The following is a 14,895-nucleotide window of genomic DNA, read 5'->3' on the forward strand; positions in this document are numbered from 1 at the left end:
GTGCACGAGTTCCGACGGCCTCTCAGGACGAGACGGGCGGGGTGGGACGAAAACCGGGCGCGCGGTGGAGAGCGGTCCACCCGTCCCAGCCCCGCTGCTTGAGCAACTCGATGAGCCGGCGGGCGGACGGCACGGTGTCGAAGGCGAGCGTGTCCATCAGCTCGACGAACGCCGGCTCGATACCGGCCGGGCCGCCGAGGTACTCCTCACCCCGCTCGTCGGCCAGCTCGGTGAGGTAGGCCGCCACCCGGTCGGCCAGCTCGACCAGCGACGGGTCGTCGTCACCCCGTTCGAGAGCCGCACTCAGGTCCAGGTAGAAGCCGGTGAACTCCGGGTCCTCGATCCGTTCCTGCTTGCGTGCGATCCACTCCGCCACTCGCCCCGGTGAGCGCGCCGCCAGAGGGATCCAGCCGTCCCGCTCGGCCTGGACGAGCCGCTCGTCGACGCCGAGCGCCCGCAGCCGGTCGAGGAACCCGACGACCTCGCAGGGGAGGGCCAGACCGTCCCCCGAGGTGAGCCGCGCGATGCGCTCGCGGTGCCGCTGCCGCTCCCGGATCTCGGCCTCCAGCCTCCGATCGATGTCCGCGACAGCGGCGGCGAACTCCTCCTCACCGGCCTGGAGCAGCTCCCGCACCCGCGCGAGGGGGACTCCGGCCTCGGCGAGGGTGCGGATCCGCAGCAGCTCCACCACGGCACCGGCGTCGTACCGCCGGTACCCGGAATGGTCCCGCTCGGGCTCGGGCAGCAGTCCCCTGGCGTGATAGTGCCGCACGGCACGGACGGTGACTCCGGCGTACGCCGCCAGTTCGCCGATGGTCAGCATGGGGCCAGTCTGCTCCGGATGATCTCGGCGACGTCAGGGGCATGCGTGAAGACCAGCCGGTGGTCGGCGTCGATCCAGTCGGCGGAGATGTGCGGCTGCTCGTGCCTGAGCCGCTCCACACCGGCACGCCACAGCCGGTTGTGCCGAGGGGCGCGCCCCTCGAGGCTGTCGCCGGCGATCGCGGTGGACATGATGACGTGCACGGGCAGGTCGATCTGCTGGTACCGGTCGAGGATCCCGCCCCGGACCACGTCCATCTCCTTGCCCAAGCCGACGATGTCCTCGGCGGTGAGCGAACCGTGCCGTGCCGCCTCGGCCTCCGCGATGGCCCGGAACTCCGAGAGGTCGGCGTCGGTGAGGAACGGTTCCGGCAGCGGGTTCGCCCCGTCGATGAGCACGAGCCCGGCGATGGTCCCTGGATGCGCGGCCGCATAGTGCACGGCCAGGTCCGCGCCCAGGGAGTAGCCCACGAGCACAGGCGGCGAGGGCAGGTCGAGGTCCGCCATCACGGCGACGAGGTCACCCAGGAAGGCATCGAAGGAGTACCGCTCGGCGGGGGAGGCGAGACCGTGCCCCCGGAGATCGAAGGTCACGGCATCGTGATCGCGCCGCAGCAGCGAGACCAGCTCGTACAGGTCGGCCTGCGTGCAGTTCAGCCCCGGGCACAGCACCAGGGGGCGTCCCCGGCCGCCCCGTGACACCGGGATGCGGACGCCGTCGTGCCGAACGGTGAAGCACGGGATGCCGTGGTCGCTTCTCACAGTCATGCGGACATGCTGGAAGGTTGACCGTGCGTCAGGGTCAACCCCGGGTGTGGAAGGGGCGATACGGGCAGACGCTTCTGTCCCCGGATCGGCTGACGGCCGCCTGGCATGATCGACGCGTGATCAGTGAACCTGGGCGGCCGGGCCGCACGAAGTACGTCCTGTTCGATGTCGATGGCACATTGATCGACGCGGTGAGCAACCAGCGCCGGGTCTGGGAAACGTGGGCGGGACGTCACGGGCTGGACGCGGAGGAGGTCTACCGGGTGGCTCTGCGGACACGGCCGATGGAGACGTTCGCCCAGGTCGCTGCGGATCGTGATCCGAGCGAGTGCCTGGCCCTGCTGCACGAGCTGGAGGACGAGGACGTACGGTCCGGCGTCTACACGGCTTTCCACGGCGCGTCGGAGTTGCTGCACGGTCTGCCGCGGGGGGCCTGGGCGCTGGTCACCTCCAACTACGAGCACCGGGTGCGCGGCCGTTTCGAACGAACGGGCCTGCCTGTGCCGGAGGTGATCGTGGACGCGGCCGCTGTGGAGGAGGGCAAGCCCTCCCCGGTGCCCTATCTGCGGGCTGCCGCACGGCTCGGCGCCCGGCCGGCAGACTGCTTGGTCATCGAGGACGCCCCGTCCGGAGTGCGGTCCGGGATACGCGCCGGGATGACGGTGTGGGGCGTGAACGCCGCCGTCGCGGTGGAGGGCGTACACCGCCACTTCGCCAGTCTGAGCGAAGCGGTCCCGCACATCCTGGCCTGGACGTCCGGGCCACGAGGGGTCGCGGCTGTGTGAGCCCGCGCTGCTTCGGCAATGGCGGGTCGGCGCTCGGGGGCCGTCCCGTCCATGCGCTCGCCCGGTCATCGTTGTGGAGGCCGTGGCGGGATTCGAACCCGCGTAACTCGCTTTGCAGACGAGTCCCTGAACCACTCGGGCACACGGCCGGGCCGAGTTCGAACCGCTGGGGCGCAGACCTTGTTCGAACCTCGGTGCCATGACCGTATGCAGGCGGGGAGCCCGGCTCAAGGGCGTCGGGTGGGCTGCAATGTGACCGCCATACGCAGTTCACGAAGGGGATGGCCGAGAAGAGAGGCCTACGACCAAGGTCCCAGGGCCGGACCGTCTCGGGACAGGGGTCAACCTGGGGTGTGGACCTTACGCTGGCGGGCATGACCGTCCCGAAGCCGCGTGATGCCGATGTCGAGGAAGTCGTTGTCCCGCCCTCCGTGGCCGAGCGGGAAGAAGGCGTGCTGGGGGCGGCGTACCGGGCGTTGAGTGTCGGGATCGTCTCCGTCGTGCTGCTCATCGCCTTCGAGGCGACCGCCGTGGGGACGGCGATGCCCGTCGCGGCCCGGGAGCTGGACGGGGTGTCGCTGTACGCGTTCGCGTTCTCCGGGTACTTCACGACCAGCCTCTTCGGGATGGTCCTCTCCGGGCAGTGGTCGGACCGGCGTGGCCCCCTCGGGCCGTTGACCACGGGCATCGCCTCCTTCGGCGCCGGGCTGCTGCTGTCCGGCACCGCCGGGTCGATGTGGGTGTTCATCCTGGGCCGGGCCGTGCAGGGGCTCGGCGGCGGGCTGGTGATCGTCGCGCTGTACGTCGTCGTCGGGCGGGCCTATCCGGAGCGGCTGCGGCCCGCCATCATGGCCGCGTTCGCCGCGAGTTGGGTGCTCCCGTCGATCGTCGGTCCGCTCGCCGCCGGCACGGTGACCGAGCAGCTGGGGTGGCGATGGGTGTTCGTCGGGATACCCCTGCTCGTGGTCTTTCCGCTCGCGCTCGCGCTGCCGCAGATACGGCGCCGGGCGTCCGGACCGGCGGGGCGCCCCGCTGCCGAGTCCGGCCCGGCGAAGAGCTCAGACGTGCCCGTCCCCGCGGAACGGACCGCCCTCGCCGACCGGCCCGTCACACCGGATCCGGTGCGGGCAGCCGACCGCCCCGCCCCGACCGCCCCACCGGCCGGCCCGCCCGCCTCCTTCGACCGCCGGCGTATCCGGCTCGCGCTCGCGATCTCCCTCGGCGCCGGCCTCCTCCAGTACGCCGCGCAGGACTTGCGTCCCCTCTCGCTCCTGCCGGGTGCGCTCGGAGTGGCCCTGCTCGTGCCCGCCGTGCTCGGGCTGCTGCCGCGCGGCACCTACCGGGCCGCTCGGGGCCTGCCGTCCGTCGTGCTGTTGCGGGGCGTCGCCGCCGGGTCCTTCATCGCCGCCGAGTCGTTCGTGCCGCTGATGCTGGTCACGCAACGCGGGCTCAGTCCGACGCTGGCCGGGTTCTCGCTCGCCGCGGGCGGCGGGACGTGGGCGCTGGGCTCGTGGATGCAGTCGCGGTCGCGGGTCGAGCCGTACCGGGAGCGGCTGACCACCGTCGGGATGCTGCTGGTGGCCGCCGCCATCGCCACCGCACCGAGTGTGCTGATCGACTCCGTGCCCGTCTGGACCGTCGCCGTCGCCTGGGCCTTCGGCTGCTTCGGGATGGGGCTCGTGATCTCCTCCACGAGCGTCCTCCTGCTCAAGCTCTCCGCCCCCGAGGAGGCCGGCACCAACTCCGCCGCCCTCCAGATCTCCGACGGCCTCTCCAACGTCGTCCTGCTGTCCGCCGGAGGCGCCGCTTTCGCCGCGCTGGGCGGCGGCACCGTGACCCACTCGGCCGCGCACACCTCCGGCTCCCACCCGGCCGCCTTCGCCGCGGTGTTCCTGCCGATGGCAGGGGTGGCGGTGGCCGGGGCCTGGGTGTCGACGCGGCTGCGGGAGCGACGGCCGTAGAGGTGGCCGTAAAGCGGTCGTCCTCCTCCACGCCCCGGCCGTAGCCTCTGCGCATGTCCCACCTCGATGTGCCCCTCGACCCCGCCCTGCGGACCGCCCTCGACGACCTCGCCGACGCGCAGGGCCGCACGCCCGAAGAGGTGGCGCTGCACGCCGTACGCGCCTACCTGAGCCAGGAGTGCGCCCGCGTGCGCGCCGTCGCGGAGGGGCTCGCGCGGCATCACGCCGACCTGCTGAAGAGGCTCGGCGAATGACGAGGGACACGGGTGGCACCCGGTACCTGAGCGTCGACGAGGTCACCGCCGTCGCCGAGGTCGCCTTCGGCGGGCGGCCGCCCGAGGCGCGCGCCCCCGGGCTGCTCGCCTCCGCCGTGCACCGTCCCCGCGCCCGCATGTTCGGCACGGCCGCCTACGACGACCTGTACGAGCAGGCGGCCGCCCTGCTGCACGCCCTCGCCGCCAACCACCCCCTCGTCGACGGCAACAAGCGCACCGCCTGGCTGTCCACCGCCACCTTCCTCGCCCTCAACGGCGTCGACCTGGCCGGGGCGGACCAGGACACGGCGTACGCGCTGGTCGTCGACGTCGCCTCCGGCACCGAGGCGGAGGTCGGGAGGATCGCGGGGCGGCTGAGGGGGCTGTGACGTCGGTCCCACCCGCAGGTGACCCGGCCCGGTCCGCGCGTTGACCGGCTCGGGGCGCCGGTAGGGTGGCCCGGTTGTCATACGTAGCCGAGCCGTCAGGCTCCCTCGCACGAGCCGCCCGACCCCCAACGGAGACCGTGACTACCACCGCCGGCACCAGTTCCGCCTCGCACCACCTGTCCCCGGCGTTCCCCGGCCGCGCCCCCTGGGGTACCGCCAGCAAGCTGCGCGCCTGGCAGCAGGGTGCGATGGAGAAGTACATCCAGGAGCAGCCCCGGGACTTCCTGGCGGTCGCCACCCCCGGCGCCGGCAAGACGACCTTCGCGCTGACGCTGGCCTCCTGGATGCTGCACCACCACGTCGTGCAGCAGGTGACCGTCGTCGCCCCGACCGAGCACCTGAAGAAGCAGTGGGCCGAAGCCGCCGCGCGGATAGGGATCAAGCTCGACCCGGAGTACAGCGCCGGGCCGCTCGGCCGGGAGTACCACGGCGTCGCCGTGACGTACGCCGGTGTCGGCGTCCGGCCCATGCTGCACCGCAACCGCGTGGAGCAGCGCAAGACGCTCGTCATCCTCGACGAGATCCACCACGCCGGTGACAGCAAGTCCTGGGGCGAGGCCTGCCTGGAGGCGTTCGAGCCCGCGACCCGGCGGCTCGCCCTGACGGGTACGCCCTTCCGGTCCGACACCAACCCCATCCCTTTCGTGACGTACGAGGAGGGCAACGACGGCATCCGGCGGTCGGCGGCCGACTACACCTACGGCTACGGCAACGCCCTCGCCGACAACGTCGTGCGGCCCGTCATCTTCCTCTCGTACAGCGGCAACATGCGCTGGCGCACCAAGGCCGGTGACGAGATCGCGGCCCGGCTCGGCGAGCCCATGACCAAGGACGCCATCAGCCAGGCGTGGCGGACCGCGCTCGATCCGCGCGGTGAGTGGATGCCGGCCGTGCTGCGGGCGGCCGACCAGCGGCTGACCGAGGTCAGGAAGGCCATCCCGGACGCCGGCGCCCTCGTCATCGCCTCCGACCAGGAATCGGCGCGCGCGTACGCCAAGCTCATCCGGGAGATCACCGGCAGCAGGGCGACCCTCGTGCTGTCCGACGACTCCGGCGCCTCCGAGCGGATCGACGAGTTCAGCGCGAACAACGACCGGTGGATGGTCGCCGTGCGGATGGTGTCCGAGGGCGTCGACGTGCCGCGCCTCGCGGTCGGCGTGTACGCCACCACCATCTCGACGCCGCTGTTCTTCGCGCAGGCCGTCGGGCGTTTCGTGCGGTCCCGGCGGCGGGGCGAGACCGCCTCGGTGTTCCTGCCGACCGTGCCCGACCTGCTCTCCTTCGCCAACGAGATGGAGCGCGAGCGCGACCACGTCCTGGACAAGCCCAAGAAGCAGGGCGAGGAGGACCCCTACGCCGAGTCCGAGAAGGAGATGGACGAGGCGAACCGGGAGCAGGACGAGGACACCGGCGAGCAGGAGCAGTTCTCCTTCGAGGCGCTGGAGTCCGAGGCCGTCTTCGACCGGGTCATGTACAACGGCGCCGAGTTCGGCATGCAGGCCCACCCGGGCAGCGAGGAGGAGCAGGACTACCTCGGCATCCCCGGGCTGCTGGAGCCCGACCAGGTGCAGCTGCTGCTCCAGAAGCGGCAGGCCCGGCAGATCGCGCACAGCCGCAAGAAGCCGGACGAGGAAGCCGACCTGCTCGAAGTGCCGGCGGAGCGGCGGCCGGTGGTCTCCCACAAGGAGATGATGGAGCTGCGGCGGCAGCTCAACACCATGGTCGGCGCCTACGTCCACCAGAGCGGCAAGCCGCACGGGGTGATCCACACCGAGCTGCGGCGCGTGTGCGGGGGGCCTCCGGCGGCCGAGGCGACCGCGGGGCAGTTGAAGCAGCGGATCACCAAGGTGCAGGAGTGGGCCACGCGGATGAAGTGACGCCGTCATCTGTTGCCTGCGGTTTGTACGGGGCTGGTCGCGCCCACGCGGCGGAGCCGCACATCGGCACTGCCCCGCGCCCCTGTCGGGCGCTCATACCGCCGCAAATTCGAGCAGTACACCCCGCTCGCTGCCCGGATTCTGGACGGAGCCTTCCGCTCAGCGAACCTGCTTCGCTACTGTCCCGCTACGCACACGCCCCGTGGCAGCGCCGCCGCGGAGCGCAGCCGTGAAGCGACGCGGCCCGGACAGGCCGGGCCGCCGGCCGATCGGCGGCCTCTGAAGCGCGTTGCCGACGGGACTCGGTGACGCATCCGCCGACCGGGGGGCCGCCGACCTCACCACTAAGGAGTGGGCGTCGTGACCGCGGAGACCTCCCAGACGCTCGACCGGGGACTGCGTGTCCTCAAACTGCTCGCCGACACGGACCACGGGCTGACCGTGACCGAGCTCTCCGTCCGGCTCGGCGTGAACCGGACCGTCGTATACCGGTTGCTCGCCACCCTGGAGCAGCACGCCCTCATACGCCGTGACCTGGGCGGACGTGCCCGGGTCGGGCTCGGGGTGCTGCGTCTGGGACGGCAGGTCCACCCGCTGGTCCGTGAGGCCGCGATGCCGGCGCTGCGGTCACTGGCCGAGGACATCGGTGCGACGGCACACCTGACCCTGGTCGACGGGGCGGACGCGCTGGCCGTGGCAGTGGTGGAGCCGACCTGGACGGACTACCACGTCGCCTACCGGGCCGGATTCCGGCACCCCCTGGGCCGGGGCGCCGCCGGCAAGGCGATCCTCGCGGCCCGCCAGCACCCGATGACCGACCCCGGCTACACGCTGACCCACGGCGAGCTGGAGGCGGGCGCCTGCGGGGCGGCCGCACCGCTGCTGGGCGTGACGGGCGTCGAGGGCAGTGTGGGTGTGGTGATGCTGGCGGAGGCGGTGCCGGAACGGGTGGGGCCACGGGTCGTCGACGCGGCCCGGGAGGTCGCGGAGGCGCTGCGCTGACGCACGCATGGGGCGTGGGGGGGCCTCCGGACGCCCTGGCCCCGGCGGTCTCCCCCTCCCGCGTTAGATTGATCCCGTGTTCTCTCGCCTCACGCGCCCCCAGGCCATCGCCGTCTGCGCCCTGCCCGTCGTGGCCCTGCTCGCGACGGCGGCGCTGGCGCCGTTGCCGTTCTCGGTGGCGCAGCCGGGGCTGACGGCGAACGTGCTGGGCGAGAACAAGGGCGCGCAGGTGATCACCGTCTCGGGTGCGCCGGTCCGGGAGACCCGGGGCCAGCTGCGGATGACCACCATCGAGGCGACCTCCCCCGACACCCGGGTCTCGCTCCCCGACGTCGTCGACAGCTGGTTCCGCACCGACCAGGCGGTCATGCCGCGTGACTCCGTCTACCCCAGCGGGGACAGCGTCAAGGAGATCGAGCAGCACAACGAGAAGCAGATGAGGCAGTCCCAGGACGCGGCGACACAGGCCGCGCTGGGGTACCTCGGCCTCGACGACAAGGACGTGAAGGTCAGCCTGAAGCTCGCGGACGTGGGCGGGCCCAGTGCGGGGCTGCTCTTCTCGCTGGGCATCATCGACAAGCTCGACGGCGACGGCACCGGCGGGGATCTGACCGGCGGCCGGGTCATCGCCGGCACGGGCACGATCGACGCGGCCGGCCGGGTCGGGGCGGTCGGGGGCGTCGCCCTCAAGACCCAGGCCGCGAAGCGGGACGGGGCGACGGTGTTCCTGGTCCCCAAGGCGGAGTGCGGGGACGCGCGTGCGAACCTGCCGAAGGGCCTGCGGCTGATTCCGGTGACCACCTTGAAGAGCACGGTCTCTTCCCTGGTGGCCCTGGAGACGGGCAAGGGGTCCGTGCCGAGCTGCTAGCTAGTGTGCGGTCGCCGTTCCGGGGCGGGCGGCGAGTCTTAAGCCCACTTCCACGAGGGTCCAGCCCAGACGCGTACGGAGGTCGGGGCGGCGCGCCGGACGGGGCCCGGCCTCGGCGCGCAGTTCGGTGGCTCGGGCGTGGTGCAGGGGGAGGTGGATGTCCGGGTGCATGGCGGACCTTTCACTCGGCTCGGATCGGGAAGGCGTGGGTCTGGATGCGGACCTGCTCCACGCCGGGTGTGCCCGCGGCGGCAGCCCGGTCGCGGTAGGTCTCGACCAGCGCGTGCATCTTCTCGACGAGCTCCCGCGTCAGTTCGGGCGTGAGGCTCAGCGTCGCGCTGCTCATGTCCCAGGAGCGGGTCCACTCCTCCGGCCATGAGTCGCGGTTGCCGAGCCAGGTCGACAGGGCCCGGGTCTGCGTGGTGGCGACCTCGTGCAGGTACAGATCCGCCGCTCCGCGTACGACCGGATCGGAGTCGGTGAGCAGGGAGTCGTCGAAGCGGATGCCGTGGTGGGCCGCTTTCCACCAGCGTTCGCGACCCTTGCCGCGCTCGGGCGCGTCCTCGACAAAGCCGTACTCCGCCAGCTGGCGGAGGTGGTAGCTGGTAGCCCCGCTGGACTCGCCCAGTTTCTGGGCCAGTTGCGAGGCCGTCGCCGGACCCCCGAAACGCAGGGCGTCCAGCAGTTGCATGCGCAGGGGGTGCGCCAGTCCCCGCAGGGATCGGGCGTCGAGTTGCCGTACGGGTGTGTTCTCGGGCTCACTCACGATGCAAAGATGGCGTTGCAAAGCTCCCTTTGCAACGGGTTCTTTGTAACTCACCCCTCCTTGACGAACCCCTCCTCCACCATCCAGTCCAGCGCCACCTGGTGCGGATCCTCCCCATCCACGTCCACCTTCGCGTTCAGCGTCTGCGCCACGGAGTTGTCCAGCCTCGCCGTCACCGGGTTCAGGACCTCCGCGATCGCCGGCCACTCCTTCAGGGACTTCGCGTTGATCATCGGTGCGGCGTTGTAGTTGGGGAAGAACTTCCGGTCGTCGTCCATCACCGCGAGGTTCATGGACTTGATGCGCCCGTCGGTCGTGAACACCTCACCGAACGTGCAACTGCCCTTGTCCGTCTGGGTGTAGATGATCCCGGTGTCCATCTGCGTGATGTTCCGCGCCGGGACGTCCATGCCGTAGGCCTGCTGCATGCCCGGCAGCCCGTCCGCCCGGTTCGCGAACTCGACCTCCACGCACAGCTTCACCGCCCCCGGGTCGGACTTCGCCAGCTTCGCGACGTCCGACATCGTCTTCGTGCCGTACTTCTTCGCGTTCTCCTGGTTCATCGCCAGCGCGTACGTGTTGTCGAGCTTGGACGGCGGCAGCCAGACCAGGCCGTTGCCCGCGTCCTCCTTCTTCACCGCCTCCCACTGCTCCTGCGGATCGGTGATCGGCTTGCTGTGCCCGAGGTAGGTGATCCAGGCCGTGCCCGTGTACTCGTACCCGGCGTCCGCGTCGCCCTTGCGGACCGCCTCGCGGCTGCCGATGGAGCCCTGGATGCCGGTGCGGTCGATCACGTCAGCCCCGGCCGCCTCGAACGCGATGCCCATGATCGAGCCGAGGATCAGCTGCTCGGTGAACGACTTCGACGTCACCGTCAGCTGCGCGCCCTTCAGCGGCTCACCCCGGCCGATCGACCCCGGCTCCACGTCGTCGGTCAGCGGGGATCCGCTGGTCAGGCCGCAACCGGCCGCCGCCAGCAGCAGGCCGGCCGTCGCCAGGCACGTACGCCGCCTCATGGCTGCAACCCCCGCGGTCGCAGCAGCAGTTCGGCGAGCGACGCCAGCCAGTCCACCAGCAGCGCCAGCACCACCGTGAGGACCGACCCCAGCACCAGCACCGGCATCCGCTGGTTGGTGATGCCGGTCGTGATCAGCACGCCGAGGCCGCCGCCCCCGCCGAAGACCGCCAGGGTCGCCGTACCCACGTTCAGGACGAGGGCCGTGCGCACGCCCGCCAGGATCAGCGGGACCGCGAGCGGGAGTTCGACCCGGGTCAGTACTCCCGTCGGGGACATGCCGATGCCGCGGGCCGCCTCCAGCAGGGTCGGGTCGTTCGCCTTCAGGCCCGTGATCGTGTTGGAGAGCACCGGCAGGACGGCGTAGACGATGATGCCGATCAGGGCGGCCCTGCGGCCGATGCCCAGCCAGATCACCAGGAGGGCCAGCAGACCGATCGCCGGGGTCGCCTGCCCCATGTTGGCGAACGCCATCGCCACCGGGGTGGCCCGGCTCACCGCCCCGCGGGTCAGCAGGATGCCCAGCGGGATCGCGATGATCAGCACGAAGAACGTGGAGATCACGGTCAGTTCGATGTGCTGCCACAGCGCCTTGCTCACCTGGCCGCCCGACAGGGCGTTGCGGGTGAGCGCGTCCAGGTCGGCCTGCTGGAACCACAGCCAGGTGGCGAGCAGCACGGCGATCAGGGCCACCGGCAGGAACGTCAGCTTCTGCCAGGTGAGGCGGGACGGACGGCGCTCGGGCGGGGGCGCCTCGGACTCGTCGAGAGGCTCGGAGGTCTCCTGGACCTCCGTGGCGGTCACCGCTGCCCTCCCGGGCCGCTCACGCCCGCCGGACCCGCGGCCCCCTCCTGTTCCGCGTGCGTCTGCGAGGCCCGCAGCGACTCCAGCTCGTGCTGGTGCTCCATCGCGTCGAGCCGGTCGGCCTCCAGCATCTCGTGCACGGAGTTCATGAGCGTCTCCATGTCGACGACACCCGTGTACTCGCCGCGCCGCCCGGTCACCGCCACCCGCCCGGCGTTGTCGGTGAGCACCGCCTCCAGCGCGTCCCGCAGGGTGGCGTCCCGGGTGACCGTGTCGCTCACCAGGGTCCCGGCGCGGGCGAGCGAGCCCCGGGCCCGCATGAGATCGCCGCGCCGCAGCCACTTGTAGGGGCGGCGGCGCCGGTCGAGCAGCAGGATCTCGTTGCTGCCGCTGGTCCGCAGCAGGTTGAAGATCTGCTGCAACGGGTCGTCGACCGTGACCGTCGGATACTCGGTGATCTCCACGTCCCGTACGCGGGTCAGGTTCAGCCGCTTCAGCGCCGCACCGGCGCCCACGAAACCGGACACGAAGTCGTCGGCCGGGTTGGTCAGGATCGCCTCGGGGGTGTCGAACTGCGCGATGTGCGACCGCTCCCGCAGCACGGCGATCCGGTCGCCGATCTTGATGGCCTCGTCGAAGTCGTGGGTGACGAAGACGATCGTCTTGTGCAGCTCGTGCTGGAGCCGGATCAGCTCGTCCTGGAGGTGGTCCCGGGTGATCGGGTCCACCGCCCCGAACGGCTCGTCCATCAGCAGCACGGGGGGATCGGCGGCCAGGGCCCGGGCCACGCCCACGCGCTGCTGCTGCCCGCCCGAGAGCTGACGCGGGTAACGGCCGTGGAACTCCCCGGGGTCCAGGCCCACGAGGTCGAGCAGTTCCTCGGTCCGTTCCCGGATGCGCGCCTTCGGCCAGCCGATCATCCTCGGGACGATGCCGATGTTCTGCGCGACCGTCATGTGCGGGAAGAGCCCGGCGGACTGGATCGCGTAGCCGACCTTGCGCCGCAGTTTGACCGGGTCCATGTCGGTGACGTCCTCGCCGCCGATGCGGATGCGGCCGCCGGTCGGCTCGATCAGCCGGTTGATCATCTTGAGCGTGGTCGACTTGCCGCAGCCCGAAGGGCCGACGAAGACGACGACCTCGCCCGCCTTGATCTCCATGCTGACGTTGTCCACGGCCGGCTGCGGACTGCCGGGGTAGCGCTTGGTCAGGCTTTCCAGCGCGATGGACGCGCCGTGGCCGCCGGTCGTCTCAGGCACGGATCCCCCTGGGAATGGTCAGCCGTCCGATCAGGACGTACGCGGCGTCGAACAGCAGGGCCAGGACGATGATGCCGAGCGTGCCCGCGAGGACCTGGTTGAGCGCGTTGGCGCTGCCCAGCGAGGCCAGGCCGCGGAAGATGACGTTGCCGAGACCGGGCCCGGAGGCGTACGCCGCGATGGCGGCGATGCCCATCAGCATCTGGGTGGAGACCCGGATCCCGGTCAGGATCGGCGGCCAGGCCAGCGGCAGCTCGACCCTCAGCAGCCGGGCCGGGCGGGACATCCCGATGCCCGTGGCCGCGTCCACCAGTGTCGGGTCGACCCCGCGCAGCCCGACGATCGCGTTGCGCACGACCGGCAAGAGCCCGTACAGCGTCAGCGCGATCACCGTGGGCGGCACACCCAGGCCCACGAGGGGGATGAGCAGACCGATCAGGGCGAGCGCCGGCACGGTCAGGATGGTGGCGGTGGTCGTCGTCGCGAGGTTCCCGGCCCACTCGCTGCGGTAGGTGACGACGCCGATCAGCACCCCGAGCAGGGTCGCCACGACCATGCACTGGAAGACGGCGCTCGCGTGCTGGTAGGCGTCCGTGAGCAGCTGCTGGTGCCGGTTGACCAGGTACTCCCAGAAGTTCACACGCGCTCACCCCACGACTCAGGTCTCCTCCGCGGCCTGCTCCACGAGCGGGATGATCCGCAGCGGAACGGGGTTCTCCATGACGATCGCCGTGGAGGCCCGGACGATGCCATCAAAACCGACGACCCGGTCGATCACACGCTGGAGATCGGCGTTGGAGCGGGCCACGAGCCGGCACAGCATGTCTCCGGTGCCGGTGGTCGTGTGCAGCTCCAGGACCTCCGGCACGGTCGCCAAGTGGGCCCGTACGTCAGGCCCTTGCCCCTGCCGGATCTGCAGCGTGGCGAACGCCGTGACCGGGTATCCGAGCGCGGCCGGATCCACCTGCGGGCCGAATCCGCGGATGACTCCGTTCGACTGAAGCCGGTCCAGCCGCGCCTGCGCGGTGCCGCGGGCCACTCCCAGCCGCCGGGACATCTCCAGCACCCCGATCCGCGGCTCGCGGGCGAGCAGCAGGATGATCCGGCCGTCCAGATGATCGATCGCCACAGCAGCCTCCCGGCATGGTCATCCTGTACAGAAGCGCGGCCGACAGGGCCGTATTGCTGAACACATTGCCCAGTCGGAACACAAACTATTGCGCACCTTGCCGAGCGGGGAGACCCTGCGGCCATGACGCAGACCACACACCACACTCCCGACACCGCCCGGCAGGCCGACCCCTTCCCGGTCAAGGGAATGGACGCGGTCGTCTTCGCCGTGGGCAACGCCAAGCAGGCGGCGCACTACTACTCCACCGCCTTCGGCATGAAGCTGGTCGCGTACTCCGGACCGGAGAACGGCAGCCGCGAGACCGCTGCGTACGTCCTGGAGAACGGCTCCGCCCGTTTCGTCCTCACCTCGGTCATCAAGCCCACCACCGAGTGGGGGCACTTCCTCGCGCAGCACGTGGCCGAGCACGGCGACGGTGTCGTCGACCTCGCCATCGAGGTCCCGGACGCCCGCGCCGCCTATGCCTACGCCCTGGAGCACGGCGCCCGCTCGGTCGCCGAGCCGTACGAGCGGAAGGACGAGCACGGCACGGTCGTCCTGGCCGCCATCGCCACGTACGGCGAGACCCGCCACACCCTCGTCGAGCGCTCCGGCTACGACGGCCCGTACCTGCCGGGGTACGTCGCGGCCCAGCCGATCGTCGAACCGCCCGCGCAGCGCACCTTCCAGGCGATCGACCACTGCGTCGGCAACGTCGAGCTCGGCCGGATGAACGAGTGGGTCGGCTTCTACAACAAGGTCATGGGCTTCACGAACATGAAGGAGTTCGTGGGCGACGACATCGCCACCGAGTACAGCGCGCTGATGTCGAAGGTTGTCGCCGACGGCACGCTCAAGGTCAAGTTCCCGATCAACGAGCCGGCCATCGCCAAGAAGAAGTCCCAGATCGACGAGTACCTGGAGTTCTACGGCGGCGCGGGCGTGCAGCACATCGCCCTCAACACGGGCGACATCGTCCAGACGGTCCGTACGATGCGGGCGGCCGGCGTCGAGTTCCTCAACACGCCCGACTCCTACTACGACACGCTGGGGGAGTGGGTCGGCGAGACCCGGGTCCCGATCGACACCCTGCGCGAACTGAAGATCCTCGCCGACCGCGACGAGGACGGCTACCTGCTCCAGATCTTCACCAA

16 protein-coding genes and 1 tRNA gene are annotated in these 14,895 nt (G+C 71.0%); 8 read left to right on the forward strand and 9 right to left on the reverse strand.

From position 1 onward, the window contains the following. Positions 1-22 precede the first annotated feature (22 nt). Both GTY56_RS18030 and GTY56_RS18035 read right to left on the reverse strand, forming a co-directional pair. Positions 23-823, reverse strand: a complete 801-nt coding sequence (locus GTY56_RS18030; protein WP_161366385.1) for a MerR family transcriptional regulator — start codon at positions 821-823, stop codon at positions 23-25. Beyond that, a complete protein-coding gene (locus tag GTY56_RS18035) occupies positions 817-1,590 on the reverse strand; it encodes an alpha/beta fold hydrolase (RefSeq protein ID WP_161366386.1) in 774 nt (257 codons plus the stop codon). Before GTY56_RS18035 ends, GTY56_RS18030 begins: the two co-directional genes overlap by 7 nt. Positions 1,591-1,706: 116 nt before the next feature. Between GTY56_RS18035 and GTY56_RS18040 the strand changes: the two genes are divergently transcribed. Then, the gene (locus GTY56_RS18040) at positions 1,707-2,375 is read left to right on the forward strand and encodes an HAD-IA family hydrolase (RefSeq protein WP_161366387.1); all 669 of its coding nucleotides are present in this window, start codon (positions 1,707-1,709) and stop codon (positions 2,373-2,375) included. 74 nt (positions 2,376-2,449) lie between these two features. On the opposite strand, the gene GTY56_RS18045 is transcribed toward GTY56_RS18040, so the two are convergent. After that, positions 2,450-2,524: transfer RNA gene (locus tag GTY56_RS18045), tRNA-Cys, on the reverse strand. Positions 2,525-2,749: 225 nt separating this feature from the next. Here GTY56_RS18045 and GTY56_RS18050 point away from each other — a divergent pair. The 6 genes from GTY56_RS18050 to GTY56_RS18075 all read left to right on the forward strand — a co-directional run bounded on the left by GTY56_RS18050 (position 2,750) and on the right by GTY56_RS18075 (position 8,786). Then, positions 2,750-4,336 carry an MFS transporter gene (locus tag GTY56_RS18050; protein ID WP_161366388.1) on the forward strand — a complete coding sequence of 529 codons (1,587 nt, stop codon included), beginning with the start codon at positions 2,750-2,752 and terminating at the stop codon, positions 4,334-4,336. A 53-nt stretch (positions 4,337-4,389) separates the two neighbouring features. Further along, positions 4,390-4,590, forward strand: a complete 201-nt coding sequence (locus tag GTY56_RS18055) for a CopG family ribbon-helix-helix protein (protein ID WP_161366389.1) — start codon at positions 4,390-4,392, stop codon at positions 4,588-4,590. Then, a complete protein-coding gene (locus GTY56_RS18060) occupies positions 4,587-4,979 on the forward strand; it encodes a type II toxin-antitoxin system death-on-curing family toxin (RefSeq protein WP_161366390.1) in 393 nt (130 codons plus the stop codon). Before GTY56_RS18055 ends, GTY56_RS18060 begins: the two co-directional genes overlap by 4 nt. Before the next feature lie 137 nt (positions 4,980-5,116). Beyond that, positions 5,117-6,916 carry a DEAD/DEAH box helicase family protein gene (locus tag GTY56_RS18065; protein ID WP_161366391.1) on the forward strand — a complete coding sequence of 600 codons (1,800 nt, stop codon included), beginning with the start codon at positions 5,117-5,119 and terminating at the stop codon, positions 6,914-6,916. A gap of 360 nt (positions 6,917-7,276) precedes the next feature. After that, positions 7,277-7,918, forward strand: coding sequence for an IclR family transcriptional regulator (locus tag GTY56_RS18070; RefSeq protein ID WP_033308179.1), 642 nt, complete (start codon positions 7,277-7,279; stop codon positions 7,916-7,918). Positions 7,919-7,994: 76 nt separating this feature from the next. Continuing rightward, positions 7,995-8,786 carry a S16 family serine protease gene (locus GTY56_RS18075; protein WP_161366392.1) on the forward strand — a complete coding sequence of 264 codons (792 nt, stop codon included), beginning with the start codon at positions 7,995-7,997 and terminating at the stop codon, positions 8,784-8,786. Between the two features lie 181 nt (positions 8,787-8,967). Here the strand turns inward: GTY56_RS18075 and GTY56_RS18080 are convergent, their stop codons facing one another. The 6 genes from GTY56_RS18080 to GTY56_RS18105 are packed head-to-tail and all read right to left on the reverse strand — an operon-like array spanning position 8,968 to position 13,759. After that, positions 8,968-9,555, reverse strand: coding sequence for an ArsR/SmtB family transcription factor (locus tag GTY56_RS18080; protein WP_524540116.1), 588 nt, complete (start codon positions 9,553-9,555; stop codon positions 8,968-8,970). Between the two features lie 47 nt (positions 9,556-9,602). Further along, entirely contained in the window at positions 9,603-10,568 is a 966-nt protein-coding gene (locus GTY56_RS18085; protein WP_161366394.1) for a glycine betaine ABC transporter substrate-binding protein, read from the reverse strand. Beyond that, positions 10,565-11,371 (reverse strand): ABC transporter permease subunit, encoded by an 807-nt coding sequence (locus tag GTY56_RS18090; protein ID WP_161366395.1) that lies wholly within the window; start codon positions 11,369-11,371, stop codon positions 10,565-10,567. Before GTY56_RS18090 ends, GTY56_RS18085 begins: the two co-directional genes overlap by 4 nt. Further along, on the reverse strand, positions 11,368-12,630 hold the full coding sequence (locus GTY56_RS18095; RefSeq protein ID WP_161366396.1) for a betaine/proline/choline family ABC transporter ATP-binding protein: 1,263 nt from the start codon (positions 12,628-12,630) through the stop codon (positions 11,368-11,370). Before GTY56_RS18095 ends, GTY56_RS18090 begins: the two co-directional genes overlap by 4 nt. Continuing rightward, positions 12,623-13,270 carry an ABC transporter permease subunit gene (locus GTY56_RS18100; protein ID WP_161366397.1) on the reverse strand — a complete coding sequence of 216 codons (648 nt, stop codon included), beginning with the start codon at positions 13,268-13,270 and terminating at the stop codon, positions 12,623-12,625. Before GTY56_RS18100 ends, GTY56_RS18095 begins: the two co-directional genes overlap by 8 nt. An 18-nt stretch (positions 13,271-13,288) precedes the next feature. After that, positions 13,289-13,759, reverse strand: a complete 471-nt coding sequence (locus tag GTY56_RS18105; RefSeq protein WP_053669862.1) for an Lrp/AsnC family transcriptional regulator — start codon at positions 13,757-13,759, stop codon at positions 13,289-13,291. A 123-nt stretch (positions 13,760-13,882) separates the two neighbouring features. Here GTY56_RS18105 and hppD point away from each other — a divergent pair. Continuing rightward, positions 13,883-14,895 (forward strand): 4-hydroxyphenylpyruvate dioxygenase (gene hppD / locus GTY56_RS18110; protein ID WP_161366398.1); only part of this gene is annotated, 1,013 nt, incomplete at its 3' end.

This window comes from Streptomyces sp. SID5643 (genome assembly GCF_009872555.1).
Taxonomy (GTDB): Bacteria; Actinomycetota; Actinomycetes; order Streptomycetales; family Streptomycetaceae; genus Streptomyces; species Streptomyces iakyrus.

Bases quoted from the DNA above. Each gene is read 5' to 3' on its own strand.
- GTY56_RS18030 (WP_161366385.1), bottom strand. From the start codon at position 823: ATGCTGACCATCGGCGAACTGGCGGCGTACGCCGGAGTCACCGTCCGT.
- GTY56_RS18055 (WP_161366389.1), top strand. From the start codon at position 4,390: ATGTCCCACCTCGATGTGCCCCTCGACCCCGCCCTGCGGACCGCCCTC.
- GTY56_RS18050 (WP_161366388.1), top strand. From the start codon at position 2,750: ATGACCGTCCCGAAGCCGCGTGATGCCGATGTCGAGGAAGTCGTTGTC.
- GTY56_RS18060 (WP_161366390.1), top strand. From the start codon at position 4,587: ATGACGAGGGACACGGGTGGCACCCGGTACCTGAGCGTCGACGAGGTC.
- GTY56_RS18085 (WP_161366394.1), bottom strand. From the start codon at position 10,568: ATGAGGCGGCGTACGTGCCTGGCGACGGCCGGCCTGCTGCTGGCGGCG.
- GTY56_RS18035 (WP_161366386.1), bottom strand. From the start codon at position 1,590: ATGACTGTGAGAAGCGACCACGGCATCCCGTGCTTCACCGTTCGGCAC.